General features: G+C 62.3%; 22 protein-coding genes and 2 pseudogenes. 7 read left to right on the plus strand and 17 right to left on the minus strand.

Features of this window, described 5'->3' with window-relative positions:
* Positions 1–30 precede the first annotated feature (30 nt).
* From OKW35_RS26670 to OKW35_RS26695, 6 genes are all read right to left on the minus strand, one after another.
* Positions 31–1,668, minus strand: coding sequence for a gamma-glutamyltransferase family protein (locus OKW35_RS26670; protein WP_184068801.1), 1,638 nt, complete (start codon positions 1,666–1,668; stop codon positions 31–33).
* 62 nt (positions 1,669–1,730) lie between these two features.
* The gene (locus OKW35_RS26675; protein ID WP_184068798.1) at positions 1,731–2,627 is read right to left on the minus strand and encodes an ABC transporter permease; all 897 of its coding nucleotides are present in this window, start codon (positions 2,625–2,627) and stop codon (positions 1,731–1,733) included.
* The gene (locus OKW35_RS26680) at positions 2,627–3,571 is read right to left on the minus strand and encodes an ABC transporter permease (protein ID WP_184068795.1); all 945 of its coding nucleotides are present in this window, start codon (positions 3,569–3,571) and stop codon (positions 2,627–2,629) included. Before OKW35_RS26680 ends, OKW35_RS26675 begins: the two co-directional genes overlap by 1 nt.
* Positions 3,572–3,577: 6 nt before the next feature.
* Entirely contained in the window at positions 3,578–5,080 is a 1,503-nt protein-coding gene (locus OKW35_RS26685; RefSeq protein WP_184068793.1) for an ABC transporter substrate-binding protein, read from the minus strand.
* A gap of 102 nt (positions 5,081–5,182) precedes the next feature.
* Entirely contained in the window at positions 5,183–6,316 is a 1,134-nt protein-coding gene (locus OKW35_RS26690) for an ABC transporter ATP-binding protein (protein WP_184068790.1), read from the minus strand.
* Entirely contained in the window at positions 6,313–7,335 is a 1,023-nt protein-coding gene (locus OKW35_RS26695) for an ABC transporter ATP-binding protein (RefSeq protein ID WP_429553603.1), read from the minus strand. The genes OKW35_RS26690 and OKW35_RS26695 overlap by 4 nt, the downstream gene beginning before the upstream one ends.
* A 129-nt stretch (positions 7,336–7,464) precedes the next feature.
* Here OKW35_RS26695 and OKW35_RS26700 point away from each other — a divergent pair, with 129 nt between their 5' ends.
* Together OKW35_RS26700 and OKW35_RS26705 are read left to right on the plus strand one after the other, a co-directional pair.
* On the plus strand, positions 7,465–8,373 hold the full coding sequence (locus OKW35_RS26700; RefSeq protein ID WP_429553604.1) for a LysR substrate-binding domain-containing protein: 909 nt from the start codon (positions 7,465–7,467) through the stop codon (positions 8,371–8,373).
* A 71-nt stretch (positions 8,374–8,444) separates the two neighbouring features.
* A pseudogene (locus OKW35_RS26705) lies at positions 8,445–8,675 on the plus strand (transposase); the annotation flags it as partial.
* 85 nt (positions 8,676–8,760) lie between these two features.
* Here OKW35_RS26705 and OKW35_RS26710 read toward each other — a convergent pair.
* The 9 genes and pseudogenes from OKW35_RS26710 to OKW35_RS26750 form a co-directional block, all read right to left on the minus strand.
* A pseudogene (locus OKW35_RS26710) lies at positions 8,761–9,423 on the minus strand (IS6 family transposase).
* Between the two features lie 416 nt (positions 9,424–9,839).
* Positions 9,840–11,279, minus strand: a complete 1,440-nt coding sequence (hydA, locus tag OKW35_RS26715) for a dihydropyrimidinase (RefSeq protein ID WP_429553605.1) — start codon at positions 11,277–11,279, stop codon at positions 9,840–9,842.
* A gap of 1 nt (position 11,280) precedes the next feature.
* The gene (locus OKW35_RS26720) at positions 11,281–12,006 is read right to left on the minus strand and encodes a maleate cis-trans isomerase family protein (RefSeq protein WP_184050461.1); all 726 of its coding nucleotides are present in this window, start codon (positions 12,004–12,006) and stop codon (positions 11,281–11,283) included.
* A complete protein-coding gene (locus OKW35_RS26725) occupies positions 12,003–13,391 on the minus strand; it encodes an amidohydrolase family protein (protein ID WP_429353538.1) in 1,389 nt (462 codons plus the stop codon). The genes OKW35_RS26720 and OKW35_RS26725 overlap by 4 nt, the downstream gene beginning before the upstream one ends.
* Positions 13,388–14,188 carry an SDR family NAD(P)-dependent oxidoreductase gene (locus OKW35_RS26730; RefSeq protein WP_260334937.1) on the minus strand — a complete coding sequence of 267 codons (801 nt, stop codon included), beginning with the start codon at positions 14,186–14,188 and terminating at the stop codon, positions 13,388–13,390. Before OKW35_RS26730 ends, OKW35_RS26725 begins: the two co-directional genes overlap by 4 nt.
* 4 nt (positions 14,189–14,192) lie before the next feature.
* Entirely contained in the window at positions 14,193–15,164 is a 972-nt protein-coding gene (locus OKW35_RS26735) for an NAD-dependent epimerase/dehydratase family protein (protein WP_184050457.1), read from the minus strand.
* On the minus strand, positions 15,164–15,934 hold the full coding sequence (locus OKW35_RS26740; protein WP_184050455.1) for an ABC transporter ATP-binding protein: 771 nt from the start codon (positions 15,932–15,934) through the stop codon (positions 15,164–15,166). The genes OKW35_RS26735 and OKW35_RS26740 overlap by 1 nt, the downstream gene beginning before the upstream one ends.
* A gap of 4 nt (positions 15,935–15,938) precedes the next feature.
* Entirely contained in the window at positions 15,939–16,760 is an 822-nt protein-coding gene (locus tag OKW35_RS26745; RefSeq protein WP_429553606.1) for an ABC transporter permease, read from the minus strand.
* Between the two features lie 13 nt (positions 16,761–16,773).
* Positions 16,774–17,814, minus strand: coding sequence for an ABC transporter substrate-binding protein (locus OKW35_RS26750; protein ID WP_429353540.1), 1,041 nt, complete (start codon positions 17,812–17,814; stop codon positions 16,774–16,776).
* 333 nt (positions 17,815–18,147) lie between these two features.
* Between OKW35_RS26750 and OKW35_RS26755 the strand changes: the two genes are divergently transcribed.
* The 3 genes from OKW35_RS26755 to OKW35_RS26765 all read left to right on the plus strand — a co-directional run bounded on the left by OKW35_RS26755 (position 18,148) and on the right by OKW35_RS26765 (position 20,525).
* Positions 18,148–18,876, plus strand: coding sequence for a GntR family transcriptional regulator (locus OKW35_RS26755; RefSeq protein WP_429353541.1), 729 nt, complete (start codon positions 18,148–18,150; stop codon positions 18,874–18,876).
* A 47-nt stretch (positions 18,877–18,923) separates the two neighbouring features.
* Positions 18,924–19,664 (plus strand): aspartate/glutamate racemase family protein, encoded by a 741-nt coding sequence (locus OKW35_RS26760; RefSeq protein WP_429553607.1) that lies wholly within the window; start codon positions 18,924–18,926, stop codon positions 19,662–19,664.
* 102 nt (positions 19,665–19,766) lie between these two features.
* Positions 19,767–20,525, plus strand: a complete 759-nt coding sequence (locus OKW35_RS26765) for a sulfite exporter TauE/SafE family protein (protein ID WP_429553608.1) — start codon at positions 19,767–19,769, stop codon at positions 20,523–20,525.
* Positions 20,526–20,587: 62 nt separating this feature from the next.
* Here OKW35_RS26765 and OKW35_RS26770 read toward each other — a convergent pair whose 3' ends face one another.
* Positions 20,588–20,818: a hypothetical protein gene (locus OKW35_RS26770; protein ID WP_221309100.1), complete on the minus strand. Its 231-nt coding sequence runs from the start codon at positions 20,816–20,818 to the stop codon at positions 20,588–20,590.
* Between the two features lie 122 nt (positions 20,819–20,940).
* Positions 20,941–21,396 carry a winged helix-turn-helix transcriptional regulator gene (locus OKW35_RS26775; protein WP_184050443.1) on the minus strand — a complete coding sequence of 152 codons (456 nt, stop codon included), beginning with the start codon at positions 21,394–21,396 and terminating at the stop codon, positions 20,941–20,943.
* A gap of 146 nt (positions 21,397–21,542) precedes the next feature.
* On the opposite strand from OKW35_RS26775, the gene OKW35_RS26780 reads away from it, so the two are divergent.
* Entirely contained in the window at positions 21,543–22,541 is a 999-nt protein-coding gene (locus tag OKW35_RS26780; RefSeq protein ID WP_184050441.1) for an aldo/keto reductase, read from the plus strand.
* A 16-nt stretch (positions 22,542–22,557) separates the two neighbouring features.
* The gene (locus OKW35_RS26785; protein WP_184059819.1) at positions 22,558–22,869 is read left to right on the plus strand and encodes a high-potential iron-sulfur protein; all 312 of its coding nucleotides are present in this window, start codon (positions 22,558–22,560) and stop codon (positions 22,867–22,869) included.
* The last annotated feature ends 16 nt before the right edge of the window (positions 22,870–22,885 follow it).

Genomic DNA, 22,885 nt, shown 5'->3' on the forward strand with positions numbered 1-22,885 from the left:
CCATGCACTCTGAACAGCACGGCTGCCGAATCAGAACCCGGCAGCCAGTCCGTCGCGCCGGCTGTCGCTCGCGGCGACATAACCGCGCTCGGGGTCGTTGCGATCGAGCTTGCAGATGTACTGCCCGGAGCCGAAGTCCATATACGGATCCTCGACCGACTTGATCGTATGGCCGAGACCCTCGAGCGCGCGCACCGTGTCCTCATCGAGCGTCGCCTCGACGTCGACCGAGAAGTCGCGATTGACCTTCCAGCGCGGCGCGTCGCAGGCGGCCTGCGGTTGCTGGCCGTAGTCGAGCATGCGCACGATCGATTGCAAATGCCCCTGCGGCTGCATGTCACCGCCCATCACGCCGAAGCTCATCACCGCTTCCTGCCTGCCGTCCGCCTGCTGGGTCAGGAAAGCAGGGATGATCGTGTGGAACGGGCGCTTGCCGCCCTCGACCACGTTCGCCGACTTCGGATCCATTGAGAACCCGTAGCCGCGGTTCTGTAGCGAAATGCCGGAATCCGGCACCACGATGCCCGAGCCGAAACCCATGTAGTTCGACTGGATGAAGCTGACCATCATGCCGCGCTCGTCGGCCACCGACATGTAGATCGTGCCGCCCGCCTTCGGCATGCCGAAGTCGAATTGCGTGGCACGCTTCGGGTCGATCAGCTTCGCGCGCGACTTCAGGTACGCGTCGTCGAGCATCTGTTCGGGCGTGACCTCCATCGAACGCGGATCGGCGACGTACTGGTAGACGTCGGCGAACGCGAGCTTCATGGCTTCGATCTGCAGGTGCTGCGAGTCGATGCCGTCAACCGGCAGCGAGCCCACGTCGAACTGTTCGAGAATGCCGAGCGCGATCAACGCGGCAATGCCCTGACCGTTCGGCGGAATTTCGTGCACCGTGTGGCCGCGATAGTCCTTGCTGATCGGTTCGACCCAGTCGACGCGGTAGTTGCGCAGGTCGTCCATCGTGAGCGCGCCGCCGCCCTGGCGCGAGAACGCGGCGAGCTCTTCTGCGATCTCGCCTTCGTAGTACGCACGCGGGCCTTGTTCAGCGAGCTTGCGCAGCGTCTTCGCGTGACCGGGAAAGCGCACGAGTTCACTGACTTCCGGCGCCCGGCCGTGCGGCATAAACGTGTCGGCGAAACCGGGCTGGTTCCTCAGTTCGGGCACGGCCGCCGCCCACTTGTACGCAACGATGCTCGCCACCGCATGGCCCCGCTCGGCGATCTCGATGGCCGGCTCCATCAGATCGGCGAACGGCAGCGAGCCGAACTTCTGATGCAACGCCTCCCAGCCGGCGATCACGCCCGGCACCGTCACTGCATCCCAGCCGCGCTTGGGGTGCTTCGCGAGACCGTTTTCCTCACCGTACTTACGCTTGAAGTAATCGACGTTCCATGCCGCCGGCGATACGCCGGAAGCATTCAGGCCATGCAGCTTTTTGCCGTCCCAGACGAGCGCAAACGCGTCGCTGCCGAGGCCGTTAGAGACTGGCTCGACGACCGTGATTGCCGCGGCCGCGGCAATCGCCGCATCGATGGCATTTCCGCCTTTCCACAACATGCGCAGGCCGGCTTGTGCGGCAAGCGGATGGGACGTCGAAACGATGTTGCGCGCGAACACGGGCAAGCGGGGCGTTGGATACGGGTTTTGCCAATTGAAACGTGTCATTGAAAACTCAAACGAAAGTGATGGGAGGGCAGTCGGCCGATTGAAGCGGTGATGGAATCCGGTTACGACTCGCGCGGATCGAGCGCATCACGCAGACCGTCGCCAAGCAGGTTGAAACCGAGCACGGCCAGGAAGATCGCGATGCCCGGGAAAATCGACATCCACGGCGCCTGGCTGACAAAATCCTTCGCGGTGTTGAGCATCGAACCCCACGACGGCGCGGGCGGCAGCTGGCCGAGCCCGAGGAACGACAGGCTCGCTTCGGCGATGATCGCGGTCGCGATCGTCAGGCTGGTCTGCACGATGATCGGCGGCAGCACGTTCGGCAGGATGTACCGCACGATGATCCGTGCGTGGCCAAGGCCGATTGCCCGCGCGCCTTCGACGTATTCCTCGGCCTTCACGGTGATCGCCTGGCCGCGCGTCAGCCGGACGAAGCGCGGCATCGCGGAGATGCCGATCGCGGCCATCGCGTTGGTCAGGCTCGGTCCGAGGAACGCGGCGAACGCGATGGCGAGGATCAGGAACGGAATCGACAGCAACGCATCGGCGATTCGCGAGATCACGCCGTCGACGAGCTTGCCGAAATAGCCCGCCAGCAAGCCGAGCGGCACGCCGATCACGACCGCGATGCAGACCGACACGACGCCCGCCAGCAGCGACGCGCGCGCGCCCCATAGCAGACGGCTCAGCACGTCGCGGCCGAGTTCGTCAGTGCCGAACCAGTGCGCGGCCGAAGGCGCCTGCCGCACGGTCATGAAGCTGGCCTGCACCGGGTCGTAGTGTGACAGCCACGGCGCGAATACCGCCATGAAGACGATGAGCAGCACGAGCGCCGCGCCAAACACGGCGGCGCGATTGCGCATGAATTTCACGAGTCCGCGGCGCTTGCGGCGCGGCAGTACCGTCGTCTGCGACGCAGCGGCCGATGCGTGAACGGGGGTGGCGGGAGTAGCCATCAGCTGCGTCTCAGTCGGGGATTGAGAAGGACGTACAACACGTCGGCGCACAGGTTCACGACGATGAAGCACAGCGCGGTGACGAGCACCACACCCTGCACGACCGCGTAGTCGCGATTGAACACGGCATCCACGATGAGCTTGCCGAAGCCGGGGATCGTGAAAACCTGCTCGGTCAGCACCGCACCCGCAAGCAGTTCGCCGAACAGCAGCGCGAGCACGGTGACGATCGGAACCAGCGCGTTGCGAAAAGCGTGCTTGATGACGACGGTGCCGCGCAGCAGCCCTTTGGCACGCGCGGTCCGGATATAGTCGGTGCGCAGCACGCTCAGCATCGCGCTGCGCGTGTGGCGCATCAATTGCGCGCCGAGCGAGGCGCCGAGCACGAAAGCGGGCATCAGCATGGTCTTGATGCTGAGCCAGAAGTTTTCGGTCGGCGACACGTAGCCGGACGACGGCAACAGATGCCAGCGCACCGACACAATGAAGATCAGCATGATGCCGAGCCAGAAGTTCGGAATCGACATGCCGGATAGCGCGAAGATATTCGCGCCGTAATCGAGCGCGCCGCCGCGGCTTGCGGCGGAGATGACGCCCGCCGGAATACCGATACCGATCGCGAAGGTCATCGCCATCGCCGCGAGCTGTAGTGTGACCGGCAGCTTCTGCGCGATCAGCGACGTCACCGGCACGTCGGTGCGCAGCGACGCGCCGAGATCGCCATGCACGACGTCACGGACCCACAGCGCGTACTGCGTCGGCACCGGCTCGTCGAGGTGGTACTTGACGCGCAGCGACGCGATCAACTGCGGATCCTGATCTTCGCCGGCCATGGCCGTCACCGGATCGCCAGGCAGCAGCTTTTGCAGGCCAAAGATCAGCATCGACACGAGAATCAGCGTCGGAATGGCGACCAGCACGCGATTTGCAATGATCGGCAGCATGATCGGTCAGCCCTTGATACTGACGCCGCGCAGGCGGATCAGGCCGTCGGGATAGGGCGTGAAGCCTTGCACCTTCTTCGACAGTTCGAACGGCCACGGCTGGTTATAGACATAGATGATCGGATCATCGTCGGCGAGCAGCTTCGACGCCGCGTCGTACTCTGTTTTGCGGTCCGCGGTGGTCAGTTTCACGCGCGCGGCGTCGAGCAACTGGTCGACTCCGGGGTTGCAGTAACGCGCGTAATTGAGGTTGCCGGCGCACGTGTTGAACTGATGCAGGTTGCCGTCCGGATCGACACGGCCCGACCAGCCGAGATACATCGCCTCGAAGTCGCCGGTGTGCGCGGCATTGAGTTCGGTCGCATAGTCGGTCGGCCGCAGCTTCAGGTTGAAGCCGGCTTCGCTGACCATCGCCTGCATCATCTGCACGATCTGGCTCGACACCGTGTTGTTCGGGTAAGTGAACTCGATGTCGACGTGCTCGTGGCCCGCCGCCTTCAGCAGCGCCTTCGCCTTCGCGATGTCGCGATGCTGCATTGGGAGCGACGCGTTGTAGTACGGGCTCGACTTCGGCACCGCCTGATTCGCCGGCGCGAAGATACCCGCGCCGATCACCTGGTTGATCGCGTCGCGGTCGATCGCGAGTTCGAATGCCTGCCGCACGCGCTTGTCTCTCAGCACCGCGTTGCTGCGCTTGCCGTTACCGATGTTGAACGTAACGTAGTAGTAGCCGAAGCCGCTGACCGGCGCGAACTTGAAGTTGGTGTCGCTCTTGACCGACGCCACATCGGACGGCGCGAGGCGCTCGAGCATGTCGAGCGAACCCGAACGCAGATTGGCGAGGCGCACGGTGCTGTCCGGAATCGGCAAGAAGATCACGCGCTGGATCGGGTATTTGTCGGCGTCCCAGTAGCCAGGGAATTTCTCGAGCACGACGCGATCGTTCTGCACGCGCTGAACGAACTTGTACGGACCCGAACACACCGGATGCGCGGCAACGCCGGCCGGATCGGCGAACGTCTTCGGCGCGAGCATCATGCCGGCGCGGTCGGTCAGCGTCGCGAGCAGCGCGGCGTCCGGCTGCTTCAACACGATTGCAACCGTGTAGTCGTCGATCACGTCGACGTGATCGACCGACGCGAGTTCGCTCTTGCGGTTGCTCGTCTGCAGCGTGCGGTCGCGGTCGAGGTTTGCCTTGACGGCGGCCGCATTGAACGGCTCGTCGTCCTGGAACTTCACCCCTTGACGCAGCTTGAACGTCAGCGTCTTGCCGTCGGCGCTCGTCGTCCACGACGTTGCCAGCATCGGGACGATCTTCAGATCGGGCGTGATATCAACCAGCGCGTTGCACATCGACGCAAACACGATCCGGTCGACGAGCTGCACGCTGCGAGCGGGGTCGAGCGAACCGATGTCGTCCTGCAAGCCGATCCGTATCGTCTGACCGGTCTGGGCCATCGCGGCGCTGGCGCTGAGTGCGAGCGCTGCGGCAATCAACATTCTTCGCATGAGGAGTTCCCTTTGTTTCCAATTCATAAAATGGTTTGGTGAAGGGGCAGCGGCGCGGCGCGCGGCTCGATTCTTCACTGGAATTTCATCTCGACCACCGGCTCAGTCGCCACCGGCCGCGGCCAGCGTCGTTTGGCGGTTGCGGTAGATCGCGAGCCGCTCGATCAATTTCGGGCTGACGCTCGTGGCCAGCGGCGCGCCGCCGCCGGCGTTCTGGATCTCGCGCCAGAAGTGGCACGCGACCTGCCGTCCGTCCTCGAGTCGTTCGCTGGTTGGCCGCGCTTGCGCGCAGTACGGCTTCGCATGCGGACAGCGCGTATGGAAACGGCAACCGGAAGGCGGCGCGGTCGGACTCGGCAGATCGCCGGACAACGAAGGCTTCGCACGCCGCTCGTGCGGGCTACTCGCCGGAATCGCGCGCAGCAGTGCTTGCGTGTACGGATGCAGCGGCGCGTCGAACAGTGCATCGACATCGGCCAGTTCGACGATCTCGCCGAGATACATCACGGCGACGCGGTCGCTCATATGGCGGATCACCGCGAGGTCATGCGCAACCATGATCAGCGTGAGGCCGAGGTCCTGTTTCAGTGTCTCGAGAAGATTGATCACCTGCGCCTGCACCGAGACGTCGAGCGCCGACACCGGCTCGTCGCCGACGATCAGCTTCGGCTCACCGGCCAATGCGCGCGCGATGCCGATCCGTTGTCGCTGGCCGCCGGAGAATTCGTGCGGGTAACGGTCCGCGTAGGCCGGTTGCAGGCCGACCGTGCGCAGCAGTTGGGCGACGCGCTCGCGGTGCTCGGCGTTGTTGCGCGCGAGCCCGTGCAATGCGATCGGCTCGCCGACGATCTGGCCGATGGTCATGCCCGGATTCAGCGACGCGAACGGATCCTGAAAGATGATCTGCATTTCGCGGCGCAGCCGCCGCAGCGGCGCGCCTTGCTGATGCGTGATGTCCTTGCCTTGATAGAAGATGCGGCCGTCTGTCGAGTTGATCAAACGGAGCAGCAAGCGGCCCAGCGTGGACTTGCCACAGCCAGATTCGCCGACGATCGCGAACGTCTCGCCGGGGTGGACCGCGAACGACACGTCGTTGAGTGCATAGACGGTTGGCGTGCGCGTGAAGAGCTGCCGCGTACCGCCAAAATGCTTTGTCAGTGAGCGCGCCTCGATGATCGGCGTCGGCGAATTCGAGGCCGGGTGTGCGTGCGGCGTCGGTTTAGTGGGCGTCGTCATGCAATTTCCTTGCGCAATAGCGGCGCGGCGATCTGTTCGACCGGAGCGAGCCAGCACGCGACGCGATGCACGCCGGCGATCACCCTGTCGGGCGGCGCGGCGTCAATACAGCGTTGCTCGGCGAACGGGCAGCGCGGCGCGAAGCGGCAGCCGTGCGGCATCAACTCGGGCGACGGCACTGAACCGCGGATCGTCGCGAGCGCGCCTTCGCGCTTGCCGACCGACGGAATTGCGCCCATCAGGCCGATCGTGTAAGGATGCTGCGGGTCGTCGAACAGATCGGCGACGGTACCGTATTCGACGATGCGTCCCGCGAACATCACCGCCACGTGGTCGGCGACTTCCGCGACGACGCCGAGGTCGTGCGTGATCAACACCATCGCAGTGCCGGTCTCGGCTTGCAGATGTTTCACGAGCGCCAGCACCTGCGCCTGGATCGTCACGTCGAGCGCGGTCGTCGGCTCGTCGGCGATCAACAGGCGCGGGCGGTTCGCGAGCGCCATCGCGATCATCACGCGTTGGCGCATGCCGCCGGAAAGCTGATGCGGGTACGCATCGAGCCGGGTTTCCGGCGCCGGGATCCGCACTAGCCGCAGCATCTCGAGCGCCTGCTCGCGCGCCTGCCCGCGCCCGATATCGCGATGCCGCCGGATGCTTTCGCCGATCTGCTCGCCGACCGTGAACGCCGGGTTCAGCGACGTCATCGGCTCCTGAAAGATCATCGACAGCCGGTTGCCACGAATGTCGGCCAGTTCGCGCTCCGACAGTGAGAACAGGTCCTTGCCTTCGAAGTGCGCGGTGCCGGCGACGCGTTGCGCAGGCGGACTCGCGAGCAGCCCCATCAGTGCGAGCGACGTCACGCTCTTGCCGCAGCCCGATTCACCAACGATGCATAGCGTCTCGCCAGTGCCGACTGAGAACGACACGTCGTGGACGAGGTTCGGCACCTCGGCGGCGCGCGAGAACTTCAACGAAAAGCCGCGGACCTCCAGAACCGGTCGGCGGGCGGCATCGGTCATGCTGGGAAACTCCATATCGTGCTGCTAGTCCTGTTCAAAGGCTGTGCTGGCGGAAAGTATGTGGTGCGCTTCACGATGGAAAATATTAATATTTCTTACCGATACTTAACTTTTCCTTGAGCATGAGCGATGCCGACCCTCCGCATGTTAAGAACCTTTCGAGCCGTCGCGCGGACCGGATCATTCGCGGCAGCGGCCGGGAGCGTCGCGCTGACCCAAGCGGCGGTCAGCTTGCAGATGCGCGGGCTCGAACAGGCGCTGGGCCGGCAGCTGTTCGACCGCAGCGGTCGGCAGATTGCGCTGAGCCGCCACGGACAAGAGATCTGGCCGAAAGTCGAGCAGATTTTCGACCTGCTGGCCGAACTCGAGGCGACGCCGGCGGGTTCGATGGTCGGGCCGGTGACCATCGGCGCGATGGTGTCGGTGATCGGCGCGCTGTCGCTGGTCGTCGCGCATTTGAAGGCCGCGCATCCGCAACTGGACGTGCGGCTGCTGTCGTCACGCTCCGACGAACTGGCGCGGATGGTGGAGGCGGGTGAGGTCGATACCGCGGCGATCGTCGCGCATGCCGACACGACGCTATCCGACACGCTGAAGTGGACGACGCTATACACGGAGCCGCTGATGCTGGTGGTTAGCCGCGAAATCGGCGACAACGATCCGCAGAGGGTCCTGCGCAGCCACCCCTTTCTGCGCTTCGACCGGCGGGTGCGCACCGGGCGCGTCGTCGAGCATGCACTGCAGACAGCCGGCGTGACGGTCAACGAATTCCTCGAACTCAACTCGATCGAGACGATCGTCGCGCTGGTGCGCGAAAATGTCGGCGTCACGGTGCTGCCGCTTCTGCATCGCGGCAACTGGCAAAACGATCCGTTACTACGCGTGCTGTCGATTTCGGATCCGCCGGTGTTGCGCACGGTCGGCATGATCCAGCGCGCGTCATATGACCGGCCCGGCATCACGCGGGCGATTATCGATGCGCTGCACAGCGACTGGGCGCTTGACCCTTCGATATCCAGGCCGCTTGCGGATCCGTGAAGGACTAACTTTACTCTGTCGATAAATTCATGCCATTGCAGAAACTCCTTCAGACGTGGCATGAGGAAGCGATGGTCGGGAAATTGTCGTTCGATGAGTACCTGGAGCATCTTTGCGAGGCACTCGGGCACAGCGATCGCAACGCTGGGCTGGTGGGATACTGCCAAGGCTTGATGTTGCCGTTGCGGCGTAAAAGCGTGGAGCCGCTGGCCGCCCACCTCGAACCTGAACGTGTCAGCGCGCGGCACCAGTCGTTGCATCACTTCGTTTTGAAATCAGAGTGGTCAAATACTGCTCTGCTTTAGCGAGTAAGACGCTGGGTGTTGCCGCATATGAATCCTGCCAACGGGCTGTTCTGATAGCTTATGAAACCAACGAGTAAAATTGCTAGGCGGCAGACAGCGGGCTGTTGCCAGAACATTGCAGCTGTCCTTTCTTGATCATGTGCATTAATTCGACGCTACTCAGAATGACAGGCGCACAGTTGAGATCCTTGAATCCGAGCATCGGTCGGGTTCGGCGTGTGATGGCCCGACGGTACTGCTCCACGATGTTGTTGAAATACTTGATCTGAAGAACCTTGACGGGCATCTCGCGCTCGGCATTGACCGCGTTAAGCGCGGGGCCGCTTTTGTCGATGGTCACCGTCTCGTGCGAACCGTTCTGACCGATTGCCTTTTTGAAGAAACGCCGCGCAGCAGGCTTATCCCGCCTTGCTCTGAACAGAAAGTCAATGGTATTGCCCGCCTTATCCACTGCGCGGTAAAGATATTTCCACGAGCCCTTGACCTTGATATAGGTTTCATCAACCCGCCAGCTCTTGCCGACCGGACGCTTGTACTTGCGAAACGTCTTTCAAACAGCGGCACCAGCTTGATGACCCAGCGATGTACCGTCGAATGGTCGACCTCAATGTCGCGCTCAGCCAGCATTTTCCGCAGGGTTCCGAAGACTCAGCGAGTAGGCCACGTACCACCGCACGCACAACAGCATCACTTCAAAGGGATAGTGCAGCCGCTTCAGAACCTTGGCGACGGCCGGAGCAAGCATAGTTCGTGGTGTAGTGTCTTCTTCATTGTGCGAACGAAGCGTTTTCATCAGCCTCGAAGTTTACCTCCCCCGCGTTAATGCGACAAAGCCCGTATTCTTCGTGCTGACACTAAAACGTCAGCGCTCCGAAAGAGGGGTTATGCAGACCTTCCTTAACAGCCCCTTCGTTCATTTTGTTAAGGGTTCTAAGTCTGGCCTTTTAATGCAACAACCCATACGTGCAGGCGGCGGCTCGTCAGCGGTTCAATCCGTCCCTTCTCAGGGACGGAGACACTGGCCTGACCGGCGACAACTGCACGCGCCTATCGCCCGCGCTGGCGCGAAAATGCGCGATGTGGACAATTGAGAGCGCATGGCTTGAAGTGCTAGACACGCGAGGCAGGGCCGCGCGAGCCCCCGGACTTCGAGGCGGATAATCAAAGCGGCAACAGCGTCTTGCGCCGCCGGGGCTTCGCCGGATCGGGTCGCGCGCAAGGCAGGAACTGGCCTCGTCCCGATTCCCCGCAAGGCTTCTGCCCGTCCCATACTACCTCTCCGCGCGCCATCGTGAGGGCGGGCCACGCGCTCAGTTGGATGCCTTCGTATGGGGTGTAATCGACGTTATGATGAAGGTTTTCGTTCTTGATCTCGAATTCAAGCCCTTCGTCCCAGATGACGAGGTCGGCGTCGGCGCCGATCGCGATACTCCCCTTGCGCGGATACAGCCCATACAGTTTTGCTGCATTCGTCGACGTCAGCGCGACAAAGCTTTGCGGCGTGATGCGGCCTTGACGAACGCCTTCGGACCACAGCAAAGCCATGCGCGTCTCGACACCGGGAATACCGTTGGCGACTTGATCGAACGAAACGTTCTCGCCGTGCGCTTTCTTGCCATCTGGGCCGTCGTAGCGAAACGGCGCGTGGTCGGACGAGAAGACTTCAAACGAACCGTTTTCGAGGCCGTCCCAAATCACCTGCTGGCTCGCCTTGTCACGCGGTGGCGGACTGCAGATGCACTTGGCGCCTTCGAAACTGTCGTCGCAGCCAAGCGAGTCGGCGGTGAGAAATAGATATTGCGGACACGTTTCGCCGTAGACCTTCAGACCGTGGCTTTGAGCCCAGCGAATCTGCTCGACGGCCTCCCGGCCCGACACGTGCACGATCAAAATCGGCACGTCGACCAGTTCGGCGAAGGCGATTGCGCGATGGGTGGCTTCGCGCTCGACGAGCATCGGTCGCGACGTCGCGTGATAGCGTGGCGCGGTATGACCCGCTTCGAGCAGGCGCTCCGTCAGCCAGGCAATGCAGTCGGCGTTTTCCGCGTGGATCATCACCATCGCACCCTCATTGCGCGCCACCGACAGCGTATCGAGCATTTGCCGGTCGCTCAGCTTGAGCGCGTCGTACGTCATGTAGATCTTGAAGGAGGTATAGCCTTCGGCGATCAGCGCGGGCAGTTCCTCCTTGAGGATGTGAGGCGTCGGGTCCGTAATGATCATGTGGAAGGAGTAATCGATCACGGCTTTCGCGCCGGCGCAGTGGTGGTAATCGTCGATCGCTTCGCGCAACGTGTGTCCCTTCTGCTGACAGGCAAACGGAATCACCGTGGTCGTGCCCCCGCACGCTGCGGATGTCGTGCCGGACAGGAAGTCATCGGCCATGATGGAGCCGTCCCCGGTTGGCTGGTCGAAGTGCACGTGGCTATCGACGCCGCCCGGTGTCACGTGACGGCCGGCGGCGTCGATTTCACGCTCGCCGCTGTCCAGGCTGAGTCCGAGGGCGACGATCCGGCCATCGCGGATGCCAATGTCGCTGCTGAAGATGTCCGCGGCCGTGACCACGCGTGCGTTGCGAATGACAGTATCGAAGGCAGGCATATCAGATTTCCCGAAAAAGTCGGCCCCAGCCGTCGATGCGGCGAGTGTCCACGTTAAGGCGGCGAAGCATGTCCCAAACGACGGTCGTCACAGTGTCGAGCACCGGCACGCCGTGCTGCTGTTCCCAATGAACGACACGGTGCGCGGCATACAGATTGGTACAGAAAGTCGTTACGGCTTCTGCGCCGGCAGCGACCACGTCGGCCACCTGGCGGTCCAACGTCGGTTCGTCCACCAGAGCGAAGGCGAAATTGTCCTGAATGCCGAGATGGCTTTCGCACGACGCATCGATGCCGCGTGCCGCGTAGTTCGCGATGATCTTCTGCTGAACGTCGGCGAGGTACGGCGACACGAGCCCGAGCCGGCGGATCTTGAGGGCACCGAGCGCGCGGTTTAGCGCGAGGACCGAGGTGCTCGCCGGCACGCCGGTGGCCTCGGTGATTGCCTCGCACAGTGCTTCGTCCTGGTCGAAGCCAAGCCAGCCTGCAGACGTGCCGCTCCAGCCGATCATGTCGACATGCGCGTCGGCGAGCAGCCGTGCGGCATCGAGGATATGGTCGCGCTGGAACTGGGCGAGCGCGTCGGGGCTAAGTGCGATCTGCGTAACCGGAAAGCGGGCGAAATGAACGCTGACGCCGGGAAGGGCGGCCACAACTGCCTGCGTAAGCGGTTCAAGCGAAGTATTGGAAGAGGGCGTGAGAATACCCAGCCGGATGCGTTGACTCATGAGTGGATACCTGAAGCAGGTGGATAGGGACGCCGTGGGGTGTCGCAGCGTCGCCAGACGGCCTCGCAGACGCCTTGGGCTTCCGCGCGAACGGCGTCTTCATCGACAAACAGAGCGTGCCCGTCGCTGACGGCGAACTCGCCATTGACGATGACGCTTTCGACGTCGGCACCGCTCGCGTTGTGAACGAGATTGCCGAGCGCATCGACGCACGGGGTGAGATGTGAGCGGCGAAAATCGAGAATGACCAGATCAGCGAGACGGCCGAGCGCGATCTCGCCGAGGCGATCGCCCCAGCCGAGCGCCAACGCACCGTGACGCGTAGCGATCGAGAAGACATCGTGAGGTTGCCAGTCACTGTCCACGCCGCCTCCCTGAAGGCGGCCCATGGCGAGCGCCCAGCGCATGGCTTCGATCATGTCGCCATGCATGGTGTCGGTGGCGAGGCACAGGGACGCGCCTGCTTCCATCAGGCGGCGCGTCGGCGCAAGGCGTCCAGATATCGCGTTGCCCAATGGAATATGGACGATGTGTGCGCCGCTCTTGCCAAGCAGTGCGATGTCCGTGTCATTGACGTGTATGCAGTGGGCGGCCAGCAGGCGCTCATTGAGCAGTCCGAGTTCATCGAGCAGTTCGACCGGCGAGCGGTCATACTGCGCTCGAACCCACGCCACTTCTTCTGCGCTTTGCGCGAGGTGCGTGCTGACCTGCAGATTCAGGCGGCGGGCTAGCGCATCGACATCCTTCAGCATGTCGATCGAACAGGTATCGGGCGCGTGAGCAGTCAGGTGGGTCTGGATTCGTCCGTTGGCGCAGCCCGCCCATCGTGCAACGAACGCTTCGGCGCGTTCGAGCTGACGCTCGCCACGGGCGCGTTCAAACCGCCGCTCGCCCGCCAATAACGACGTGAAATCGACGTCGGCCAGACGCTGGCTCGCGAAGACGCGCACGCCTGTCTGGGCGATGCCTTCGACCGTGGCCTCGGCATGCACGAAACTATCGACGAGCGTTGTACATCCCGCTTGCAACGCTTCGAGCGCGCCGAACCGCGACAGCACGCACGCTTCGTCGGGCGTGAGCCAGGACGCCTGCGGTAAGCCGGGCGTGTACGACGGCGCAAACCCGCAGTCCGCCGCGACGCCGCGCACGAAGTTCAGCCCCGCATGGTAGTGCGTATTGATGAATCCGGGCGTGATGACGCGTCCCGGAAGCGGCACTACGCGCCGAGCGGCGGGCGGCGCCGCGCCGGCCGCTCTTCCGATATACGCGATCTGTGCGCCTCGAATACCGAGCGACGCCCGCTGCGCCTGGCCATTTGCGAGCAGCAGCGTGGCATCGGTGATCAGCAGATCGAGTGGAGCGTGCAGATCGTCGTGTGCGCTCATGCGGCCATCCAGCCACCGTCGACCATCAGCGTGGTGCCGGTCGTGAACGTGGAGAGATCGCTTGCCAGGAAAAGAACGGCGCGCGCAATGTCGTCCGGGTGACCGAGGCGCGGCCACGGCGTTCGCCGGGTCGCGCGATCGAGCACCACGGGATCCATTGCGCGGCCGCTAGCACCGGTTTGAATCTTGCCGGGTGCGACGGCATTGCAGACAATGCCGTGGGGCGCGTAGTCGGTTGCGATCTGCCGCGTCATGTAGTCGATCGCGGCTTTCGCGGTGCCGTAAGCGAGATCCCCCGGCGCCGCGATCATGCCGTGTTGCGACGACAGATTAACGATGCGACCGCGCACTTCATCTACCGGCGGCTGGCCGGTCATCTGCCGCACGGCGGCGCGGCTGCAGCGAAAGACGCCAGTCAGATTCACGTCGAGCACGCGCTGCCAGTCGGCCTCTTCCATGTCGAGCAGGGGGCGCGCATGCCGGATGCAGGCATTGTTCACCAGCACGTCCAGCCGGCCAAAACGCGCGACTGTCTGCGCAACGAGTGCATCGACCTGGGCCGTGTCGCTCACGTCGGTAAAAATAAAGTGTGCTATGCCGCCGTCGCGAACAATCAATGTCGCAGTCGGCTCACCGCCTTCGATGACGTCGGTCGTTATGTCCGCAATCACGACAACCGCACCGTTCGCGGCGAGCTGACGCGCGATGGCGCGTCCGATGCCGGACGCGGCGCCCGTCACGATGCAGACCTTGCCTTCCATGCTCAGGCTTGCAGTCAAATGCGGTTTGGCGTTCATGGAATCAGCGTTTTATCCATCGATCGAAGTCCGCTTCCGCGGCAGCGAGGTCGTATTGCGGGACGAATGGGGTGTCGTTTAGAAGGCGGGTAATATCCATCGACGCGCGATCGTAGTCCGCGTAGTAATCGATGTTGGGCACGTCGCCTTCGCGGGCGATCCGCCAATCGAAGCCGGAATACCTTGCTGCAAGCCGGTCGCACCAGTCGGCAACGCTCCATTCGAAACCTGCTGCCACGTTGTATGCGACGTGCGCAAGCGCTGACTGCGCGAGCAATGCAGCCAGCGCTGCCGCCGCATCGCGCACGTACAGCCAGTCGCGGCGATGAGTGCGCGGCAGCACGACCGTCTCGCCTCTGCGTGCCCGTTCCAGTACCTGGAGCGGTGCGCTAAGCGTGTCGCGCACGCCCGAGTCGGCTTCCCAGGGTCCAAAGCATGTGCCGATACGGCCAATGGTCAGCGAGAGCCCATGCAGCCGTGCAAGCCGCAGCACGGCTTCTTCAGCGGTTCGCTTAGAGATGCCGTAAAGCGCCTCGGGTAACAGCGGCGTCAGATCTTCGCTAAGCTGATGCGTGTTCTGCCGGCCGCTGGCACCGTAGACTGAGCCGGAGCTGCCATGCACCATCCTTTCGACGCCCACTGCCGCTGCCGCAGCGAGCGCGGCAAGTGCGCCGCCGACGTTGACGTCAAAGATGGTCTGCGGCATGGCGCGCTCGCGGGCGGCATCCGCAGTGATCGCTGCCAGCGTGACCAGACGCGATGGCCGGTGCGTACGCATCGCATCTGTCAGCGCACGGATGTCGCGGGTATCGCCGGTCAGGGCAACAAAGCGGCCGGGCAGGGCGGCGAACGCGCGCAACGCGGCATCGCGCGGCGCGCTGCAATCAAAGCCGATGACCGTTTCGCCCTCGGCCAGCAACCGCTCGGTCAGCGCCAGTCCGACAAAGCCGCTGCTTCCTGTGACAAAGGTTGTCATCAAACCAGCTCCGCCACGGTTTCGGGACGCAGCAAGGACAGGATGTGGCGCTTGTAGTCGTTGAATGTCGCGCTGGTCGGATCGCGAGGCCGTTCCAGCTCGATGGGCAGCAGTTCGCGGATGCGTCCCGGCCGCGCCGACATCACTGCGACATGCGTGCCGAGTGCAAGCGATTCGTCGATTCCGTGCGTCACAAAAACAATCGTGCTGCGGCTCTCGCGCCAGATCCGGATCAGTTCGGCATGCATATCCATCTTGGTCTGCTCGTCGAGCGCGCCGAATGGCTCGTCCATCAGAATCACTTCCGGATTCATCAGGAGCGCACGCGCGATGCCGACCCGCTGGTTCATACCTCCCGACAACTCGCTCGGGAAATGGTTTTCGAAGCCTTTCAGCCCCACCATTTCAATGTATCGCTGTGCACGCTCGCGTCGCTCGGACTTCCCCACGTTACGCATCTTCAGATGGAAGGCGACGTTTTCCCACACGGGTAGCCATGGCATCAGGTTGGCTTGCTGAAAGACGACGCCACGGTCGGCGCCGGGCTCCTCGACGACCGAACCGCCTACGCTGACGGTGCCCGCAGTAGGCTTGTCGAAGCCCGCAATCATGTTGAGCAACGTCGACTTGCCGCAGCCACTTGGGCCGAGCAGACACAGCAATTCGTTGCGCTCGACGCTCAGGCTGACGTTATCGAGCGCGGTAACGGTCTGCTTGCGTTTTGTGTCTTCGAAGGTGCGCGAGACGCGATCGATTGTGATAAGTGCCATGTTTTCAGCGCTCCCGTGCCTGCAGTGTGGAACCCCGTTGCCAGCGCAGGACGCGCCCGGAGATTGCCTTGATCACGTAGTCGCTCAGGAAGCCCAGCAGGCCGATGCTGACCATCGACGCGATGACGACGTCGTATCGAAGGAAGTAGTAGGCGTCCCAGAGTACATAGCCGACGCCGCTTTTGACCGCGACCATCTCAGCGGTCACCGTCAGCATCCACGCGGAGCCAATGGCGATGCGCAGACCGGAGAAGATGCTGGGAAGTGCCGCCGGGAAGACGATGTGACGCAGCAGCATGGAGCCCGTGCCGCCCGTCATCGCGCCCGCTCTCAGCAGGTTACGGTCGCAGGTTTTGACGCCATGGATCGTCGACAGCAGTATGGGGAAGAACGAGCCCATGAACACCAGGAAGATCGCCGGTTTGTTGGCGATGCCGAACCAGATGATCGCGAGCGGAATCCATGAAACAGGCGGAACCGGGCGCAGCGTCTGCAATGTCGGCTCGACGAGCGACTCGACCGATCGCGACCACCCGATCGCCATGCCAATTGCGACACCCATTACCGTGGCGATTCCAAACCCCGCGAACACGCGGCCGGCGCTCGCCGCAATGTCGAAGATCCAGTGGCCCGAATAGGTCTGAGTGTTGCCATCGGTCGAAAAGATCCAGTCAGCCCAGGCGATCAGCACCTGCGAAGGCGCGGGCAGCAGCGCCGCCGGTAGGATGCCTGAGCGTGAGAACGCTTCCCAGCCGGCGATCAGCAGTACCGGGACAATGCCCCGCTCGATGTGCCGGTAGAAACGCGATGAAGTTATCGATGTCATCACGCGATCCGAATTAATAGCCGAGTTGAGCCTTGGGCTTGCCGGTCACCTTCTCCAGGAAGCTGTAGTCGAGGTTCTTCTGGACCGCGTCGCTCACGTCCGAGTTGACGTACCTCAGGTCGTGCATCATTTTGGCAATGGCCACTGCCGAGGTGCGATACATCTTGTAGTCCGGATCAAGGTTCTGTACCGCACCCGTCGCGATCTCCTTGTCGAGACCGGTCACTTTCTGGATCGTGTCGATAAAAAGCGGCTTGTTACCCGCCATCAGTTCATCGACCTTGACGATGGCACGGACTGTTTCGAGCACCCCCTGGGGGTTGGTCTCGATCACGTCCGGGCGCGTGACGATCAGGTTGGTCAGCTTGCCCGCAGCCTGGTCGTACGGAAAGGCGAAGAACTTGCCGGCTTTCACGGCACTGATCTGCGTCGCGAACGGCTCGACCGACGTGATCAGTTCGACCTCACCACGGCGGAGCGCTGAAGCGTGATCGGACGGATTCGGAATGTTGATGAACTGAACGTCCTTGTTGATATCGATGCCGTGCGTTAGAAACGCGCCACGCATATGGATATCCTGCGCATTGCCGCGGGAGGCGGCGACGCGGAAAGGCTTGCCTTCCTTCTTGTATTCCATGATGAGCTTTTTAAGGCCGTCCCAGTCGCCCGGCTGAACCGGAAGGCTGTTCGCTACCAGAATGCGCGATCCGCCGTTGATCTGGCCGGAGACAGCCACGACCTTGAACCCCTTGTCGAGTGCGGTCACGTAATGGAGGTAGGTGACCTGCGCGATGTCGATGCTCTTCGACAGTAGCGCGGTAAGCACGTCGTTGCCCGTGTTGAACGGCACCGCGGTTAATTTCACGCCAGTTGCGTACTGGGGAGTCAGCGACAGTGGCGTGCAATGCGCGCACTTCGCGTATCCAAGCTGTACCGGATCGGCGTCCGTCGCATGGCCGGCGGTCGGGGCGAGTGCGACGGCCATCATGACGGGTGCGACGAGCGCCCGGGCGGCACGCCTCAGCGTAGAGAAAGACAGACGGGCAAGCTGCATCAGGAGATTCCTTTTTTGTCACAAAATAGATTGTCGTTGTGACAGACAAAGCAACTCATGTGCCAATCTTCGTCTGGTTTAGTCGTCTCGGCGGTCTGAATTGCGGGTGAGCCGCGACCGGCGCAGTATCTGCCAGTTCGTGATCCTCGCGTGGCCGCCTTGGCGGAAGTCAAGCGTTGACGCGTCGGCGGCACTCTTCAGGTGCGGCCGAGTATTGTTAAGCGCGCACATGGTGCTGCTGAACAATGGCAGTGCACAGTTGAACAATTCCAATTTGTTTTGTGACAATCTACAATTGCATCGACACAAACATGCTTGACGAGGGTGCCCGAAGTGTTGACCGAGAAAGAGCCACGCTCGCGCAAGGCGCGCAGCACCGAACAGATACTGGGCGTCGATGACGACAAGCTCGATGCCATTTACAGGCGCATCCTGACGGCCGTGATGGAGCACCGGCTCGTCCCGGGTACGAAGCTGGTGGAAGAGAAGCTGGCAGGCGTATTCAAGGTGAACCGCACGCAAATTCGTAAGGTGCTTGCCCGGCTGACGCACGAAGGCATCGTGACGACTATTCCGAATCGCGGCGCTTATATCGCCAGTCCATCGGTGCATGACGCACGTCATATCTTCCAGGCTCGCCGCATTCTGGAGCCAGCGCTGATTCGCACATTGGTCGAGCGCGCGGACAAGGACGATTTCCGCCGGCTGCACGCGCATATTGCGAAGGAGAGGGCGGCTCGCGACAAGGGCGACAAGCACGCCGTCATTCGCCTGTCTGGCGAATTTCATCTCCTGATCGCCGAGATGGTCGGCAGCCCGCCGCTGACCAAATTGATGCGGGAACTCGCGTCACTGACGTGTCTGATCATCCTGCTGTTCGATTCCCCGAACGTGCCCGCGTGTCCGAATCACGAACACACGGAAATCGTCGAACTGATGCAGAGGGGCGATCTGACTGCGGCGGTAGCAGCAGCGATCACGCATCTCGATCATATCGAGGCAACTCTTGATCTCTCTCTGCCGGAAGACACGGAAGTCGATCTTTCCGCGATCTTCGGCTAGTCGCCGCCTCGTGGCTGCGCCTGGACAGTCATCCTTCGAGAGTGAACATGAAACTGTTGATCATCAACCCGAATATATCTATCGGCGTGACCGACTTGATCGAGGCCGAAGCGCGGCATGTTGCCGCCAGCGAGACGCAAATTGAAATGGCAACGGCGGCGAGTGGGGTCGCCTATATCGAAACGCGGTTTGAAGCGCTGCTCGGTGCTCACGCGGCAGCAACCATCGCAGGTGAGCGCATTGGACAACACGACGCAGTGATGATCGCGGCGTTCGGCGATCCGGGTCTCCTCGAACTGCGCGAAGTGCTCGACGTGCCGGTGGTCGGCATGACCGAGGCTGCGCTGATGACGGCTGCGCAAATGGGCCAGCGCATCGGCATCATCGCCATCTCGCGGCGCATCACCGCCTGGTATCGCGAGACCGTCGATCGATACGGCATGCTGAGCAGACTGGCAGGTATTCGCCATCTCGATCGTCCACTGCGCAACGCCTCAACGGTCCAGGATGACCATGCGTCCATGTTGCTGGATCTGTGCGATCAGGCCGTTCAGGAAGACGGGGCTGACGTGCTAATCCTTGCCGGTGCGCCGCTCGCGGGTCTCGCGCGAACGGTCGCGGACAGGCTTCCGGTACCTGTCATCGATGGCGTATCCAGCGCGGTTTGCCAGGCAGAGACGCTTTGCCGCTTGCGCCCGGTCAGCCCGAAAATCGGCAGCTTTGCCAAGCCACCTGAAAAGCCTGATGCGGGGTTGTCGGCCGCGATCCGCGGGTTGCTTCGGTCGTAGAGCGGGATAGGTTGAATCGACGGGATTGATCGTCGGTCCGCATGCCGTGCATTGGTTGCAATCTATCAATCGCAGTTCGTAGCCAGGAAGAAGGCCGCTACCATGTCAGTAAGCTCCGTTATTGTCGTAGCGGTAGGCGCTGCAGCGGGCGGCTTTGTTCAGGGGCTCTCTGGCTTTGCTTTTGGCCTTGTGGCAATGTCCGTATGGGTATGGAGCCTCGACCCACAGCTCGCAGCCCCGCTAGCGATTTTTGGAGCCTTGACCGGCCAGATCATGTCGGTTATCACCGTGCGTCGAAGGATCTGCTGGCGGGATCTTTTGCCGTTCATACTGGGCGGCTTGATTGGGATTCCGGTCGGCGCTGCGCTCCTCCCGGTGTTGGACGTCAACCGGTTCAAGGCCTTCCTTGGCGCCCTACTGGTGCTATGGTGCCCAATCATGTTTTTCGCCACCAGATTGCCGCGAATCTCACGCGGCGGTCCCATGGCCGACGGCGTGGTTGGCCTGTTGGGTGGCGTCATGAGCGGCCTCGGGGGATTTGCAGGTGTATTTCCGAACCTGTGGTGCGTACTTCGTGGATTCGATAAAGATCATCAGCGCGGGCTCGTTCAAAACTTCAATCTCACGATACTTTCGGTAACCATGGTCACGTACGCTTTCAGCGGAACGATTACGGCAACGGACCTTCCAATGTTTGCCGTAGTGGCGCCGGCAATGGTCGTCCCATCCGTAATCGGCGCACGGCTTTACATGGGCATGAGTGAAGTCGCGTTCCGGAAAATCGTGCTTGGACTGCTAACAGTGTCGGGGGCGGCCTCTCTCGCGTCTGCTATTCCTTGGCTCATCGCGTGGGGTCGATGAATTCATCGATGTCCGAAAGACTTCGTCGCTAGCTCGAGCGTCGCATTGGTGCATGCCTTCACTTAAATCAGACGGGTGGAAGGCCTTACTGCGACAGAACCCTCACCAAAACGTGCGAACACGGTGCGCAATGCTCCGACGACGGCTTCGTCGGGGTGCAGCCTGACCTCGCCGTCGGCTTCGCCCCACACCCATCCCGGTGGGCAGGCCGCGGCGCAATTCGCCACGGGCGGCCTTGTTGCGAATATCCCGTCCAGCCGGGCACGCAGGAGATGCAGTTCGGCCTCGCTCATGGTGGCCTTCAATCCGAGCAACAGCCGCTATCGATCGTGGCCGGCCTCGCGTGTCTTGAGACGGTTCAGGAAGACACCGGCGACTCGACCACCCATGGCAAGCGCGCTGCGAACGCGTTCGGCTATTCCAGGCGCGTTTGTGAGCCGGACTCCGCGTCACGGTTCGAAGGCGCGCGATCGGTACGCTTTTCGCCGAGATCGAATTGCCGTCGCGCCGATTCCATTTCCGTCATATGCGCTTCCACCCAGTCCCAGATCCCACAGATCTTGTCGAGCAGACTGCGTCCTAGCGGCGTCAACTGATAGTCGACACGAGGCGGTATCACGGGATGCACATAGCGCGTGACGAGACCGTCGCGTTCGAGTTGCCGCAAGGTCTTCGTGAGCATCTTCTGACTGACGCCCCCCACCTCGTCGCGTAGCCGCGAGAAACGCATCTCGCCATGGGTGCCCAGCGCATCGATCACGAGGATCGTCCACTTGTCGGCGATCTGCTCGATGACGTTGCGCGCGAGGTCATCGGTTTTCTTCTGCGGGTTCTCGGCGGCGTGAGGGCCGTCGTAGCAATTTGTTTCCATGGGGAAAGTATGGAACCTTCAGGTGCCTTCTTGTGATCGCCGGATGCGGCTGAAATAATCGACTCGCTTGCCCGTCCTTTTGGCACGTCGCATTTTTCTCGGACCGTATTCGACATGGATGCGGCGCTTTAACCAGAGAGCATCGCATGACTATTGAAACAATTGAAGTTGAGGGTTTATCGACGCCTGTATCGCGTATCGGCCTGGGCACGTGGGCGATCGGCGGATGGATGTGGGGCGGCACTGATGAGAAGGACTCGATTGCGGTGATCCGCCGGGCGCTCGACAGCGGCGTGAACCTTATCGACACGGCGCCGGCGTACGGCTTCGGCGCGTCGGAGGAAATCGTCGGCAAAGCGCTGGCCGATGGATATCGCCACAAGGCAGTCATCGCGACGAAAGTCGCTCTCGAATGGCAGGATGGCAAGGTATTTCGCAATGCTTCGCCGGAGCGTATTCGTCATGAAGTAGAGGATACACTTCGGCGCTTGCGGACAGATTACATCGATCTGTACCAGGTTCACTGGCCCGATCCGCTCGTGCCAATCGAAGAGACCGCCGCGGTGCTGGACGACCTGCGCAAGGAAGGCAAGGTTCGCGCGCTTGGCGTCAGCAATTTCTCTGCGGCGCAAATGGACGCGTTCCGTCGCGTGGCGCCGCTGTCCGCCACCCAGCCGCCTTATAACCTGTTTGAACGCGACATCGACCGCGACGTGCTGCCTTATGTGAAACAGCATGGGCTGGTTGCACTCGCCTATGGCGCACTGTGCCGCGGATTGCTGGCAGGGCGCATCGGCGCCGAAACGCGTTTCGAGGGCGACGATCTGCGTCAACATGACCCGAAGTTCCGTGCGCCGCGTCGTCAGCAGTATGTCGACGCTGTGAAAGCACTGAACGTCTTCGCGCGCGATAACTTCGACAAGTCGGTGCTTGCGCTTGCCGTGCGCTGGGTGCTGGACCGCGGCCCGACGATCGCGCTGTGGGGTGCGCGCCGTCCGTCGCAACTGGACGGACTCGAAGCCGCGTTCGGCTGGCGACTCGACGACAAGGCCTTTGCGCAAATCGACGCGATCGTCTCGCAATTCGTCAAGGACCCGGTAGGGCCGGAGTTTATGGCACCGCCGCAACGTGTTCTGGTGTCGTGAAAGGAGTGTATTGAACATGCGAACCAATCGACGAAACTTCATTGTGCATACCGTTGGCGCCGCGGCGCTGGCAATGACCGGCGGCACTGCGTGGGCCGCGCCCACGCAGCTTCAGGAAGGCGATCCGGCCGCGCAGGCGCTCGGCTACCGGACCGACGCATCGCGTGTCGATCACGCGGAATATCCGCGCTTCAGCGCCAACCAGCACTGCTCGAATTGCCAGTTTTATCAGGGCAAGCCAGCCGACACGAGCGCGCTTTGCGCGCTGTTCGGTGCGAAGCAGGTGAGCGGCGCGGGATGGTGCAACGCCTATCAGGCGAGAGCCTGATCGGCTTGTGCGGGTA

This window comes from Paraburkholderia sp. MM5477-R1 (genome assembly GCF_050436385.1).
Classification (GTDB): domain Bacteria; phylum Pseudomonadota; class Gammaproteobacteria; order Burkholderiales; family Burkholderiaceae; genus Paraburkholderia; species Paraburkholderia tuberum.

Bases quoted from the DNA above. Each gene is read 5' to 3' on its own strand.
- OKW35_RS26770 (WP_221309100.1), bottom strand. From the start codon at position 20,818: ATGAGCGAGGCCGAACTGCATCTCCTGCGTGCCCGGCTGGACGGGATA.
- OKW35_RS26675 (WP_184068798.1), bottom strand. From the start codon at position 2,627: ATGGCTACTCCCGCCACCCCCGTTCACGCATCGGCCGCTGCGTCGCAG.
- OKW35_RS26720 (WP_184050461.1), bottom strand. From the start codon at position 12,006: ATGAGTCAACGCATCCGGCTGGGTATTCTCACGCCCTCTTCCAATACT.
- hydA (WP_429553605.1), bottom strand. From the start codon at position 11,279: ATGCCTGCCTTCGATACTGTCATTCGCAACGCACGCGTGGTCACGGCC.
- OKW35_RS26725 (WP_429353538.1), bottom strand. From the start codon at position 13,391: ATGAGCGCACACGACGATCTGCACGCTCCACTCGATCTGCTGATCACC.
- OKW35_RS26740 (WP_184050455.1), bottom strand. From the start codon at position 15,934: ATGGCACTTATCACAATCGATCGCGTCTCGCGCACCTTCGAAGACACA.
- OKW35_RS26685 (WP_184068793.1), bottom strand. From the start codon at position 5,080: ATGCGAAGAATGTTGATTGCCGCAGCGCTCGCACTCAGCGCCAGCGCC.
- OKW35_RS26785 (WP_184059819.1), top strand. From the start codon at position 22,558: ATGCGAACCAATCGACGAAACTTCATTGTGCATACCGTTGGCGCCGCG.
- OKW35_RS26780 (WP_184050441.1), top strand. From the start codon at position 21,543: ATGACTATTGAAACAATTGAAGTTGAGGGTTTATCGACGCCTGTATCG.
- OKW35_RS26730 (WP_260334937.1), bottom strand. From the start codon at position 14,188: ATGAACGCCAAACCGCATTTGACTGCAAGCCTGAGCATGGAAGGCAAG.
- OKW35_RS26775 (WP_184050443.1), bottom strand. From the start codon at position 21,396: ATGGAAACAAATTGCTACGACGGCCCTCACGCCGCCGAGAACCCGCAG.
- OKW35_RS26700 (WP_429553604.1), top strand. From the start codon at position 7,465: ATGCCGACCCTCCGCATGTTAAGAACCTTTCGAGCCGTCGCGCGGACC.
- OKW35_RS26745 (WP_429553606.1), bottom strand. From the start codon at position 16,760: ATGACATCGATAACTTCATCGCGTTTCTACCGGCACATCGAGCGGGGC.
- OKW35_RS26680 (WP_184068795.1), bottom strand. From the start codon at position 3,571: ATGCTGCCGATCATTGCAAATCGCGTGCTGGTCGCCATTCCGACGCTG.
- OKW35_RS26695 (WP_429553603.1), bottom strand. From the start codon at position 7,335: ATGACCGATGCCGCCCGCCGACCGGTTCTGGAGGTCCGCGGCTTTTCG.
- OKW35_RS26750 (WP_429353540.1), bottom strand. From the start codon at position 17,814: ATGCAGCTTGCCCGTCTGTCTTTCTCTACGCTGAGGCGTGCCGCCCGG.
- OKW35_RS26670 (WP_184068801.1), bottom strand. From the start codon at position 1,668: ATGACACGTTTCAATTGGCAAAACCCGTATCCAACGCCCCGCTTGCCC.
- OKW35_RS26765 (WP_429553608.1), top strand. From the start codon at position 19,767: ATGTCAGTAAGCTCCGTTATTGTCGTAGCGGTAGGCGCTGCAGCGGGC.
- OKW35_RS26760 (WP_429553607.1), top strand. From the start codon at position 18,924: ATGAAACTGTTGATCATCAACCCGAATATATCTATCGGCGTGACCGAC.
- OKW35_RS26735 (WP_184050457.1), bottom strand. From the start codon at position 15,164: ATGACAACCTTTGTCACAGGAAGCAGCGGCTTTGTCGGACTGGCGCTG.
- OKW35_RS26690 (WP_184068790.1), bottom strand. From the start codon at position 6,316: ATGACGACGCCCACTAAACCGACGCCGCACGCACACCCGGCCTCGAAT.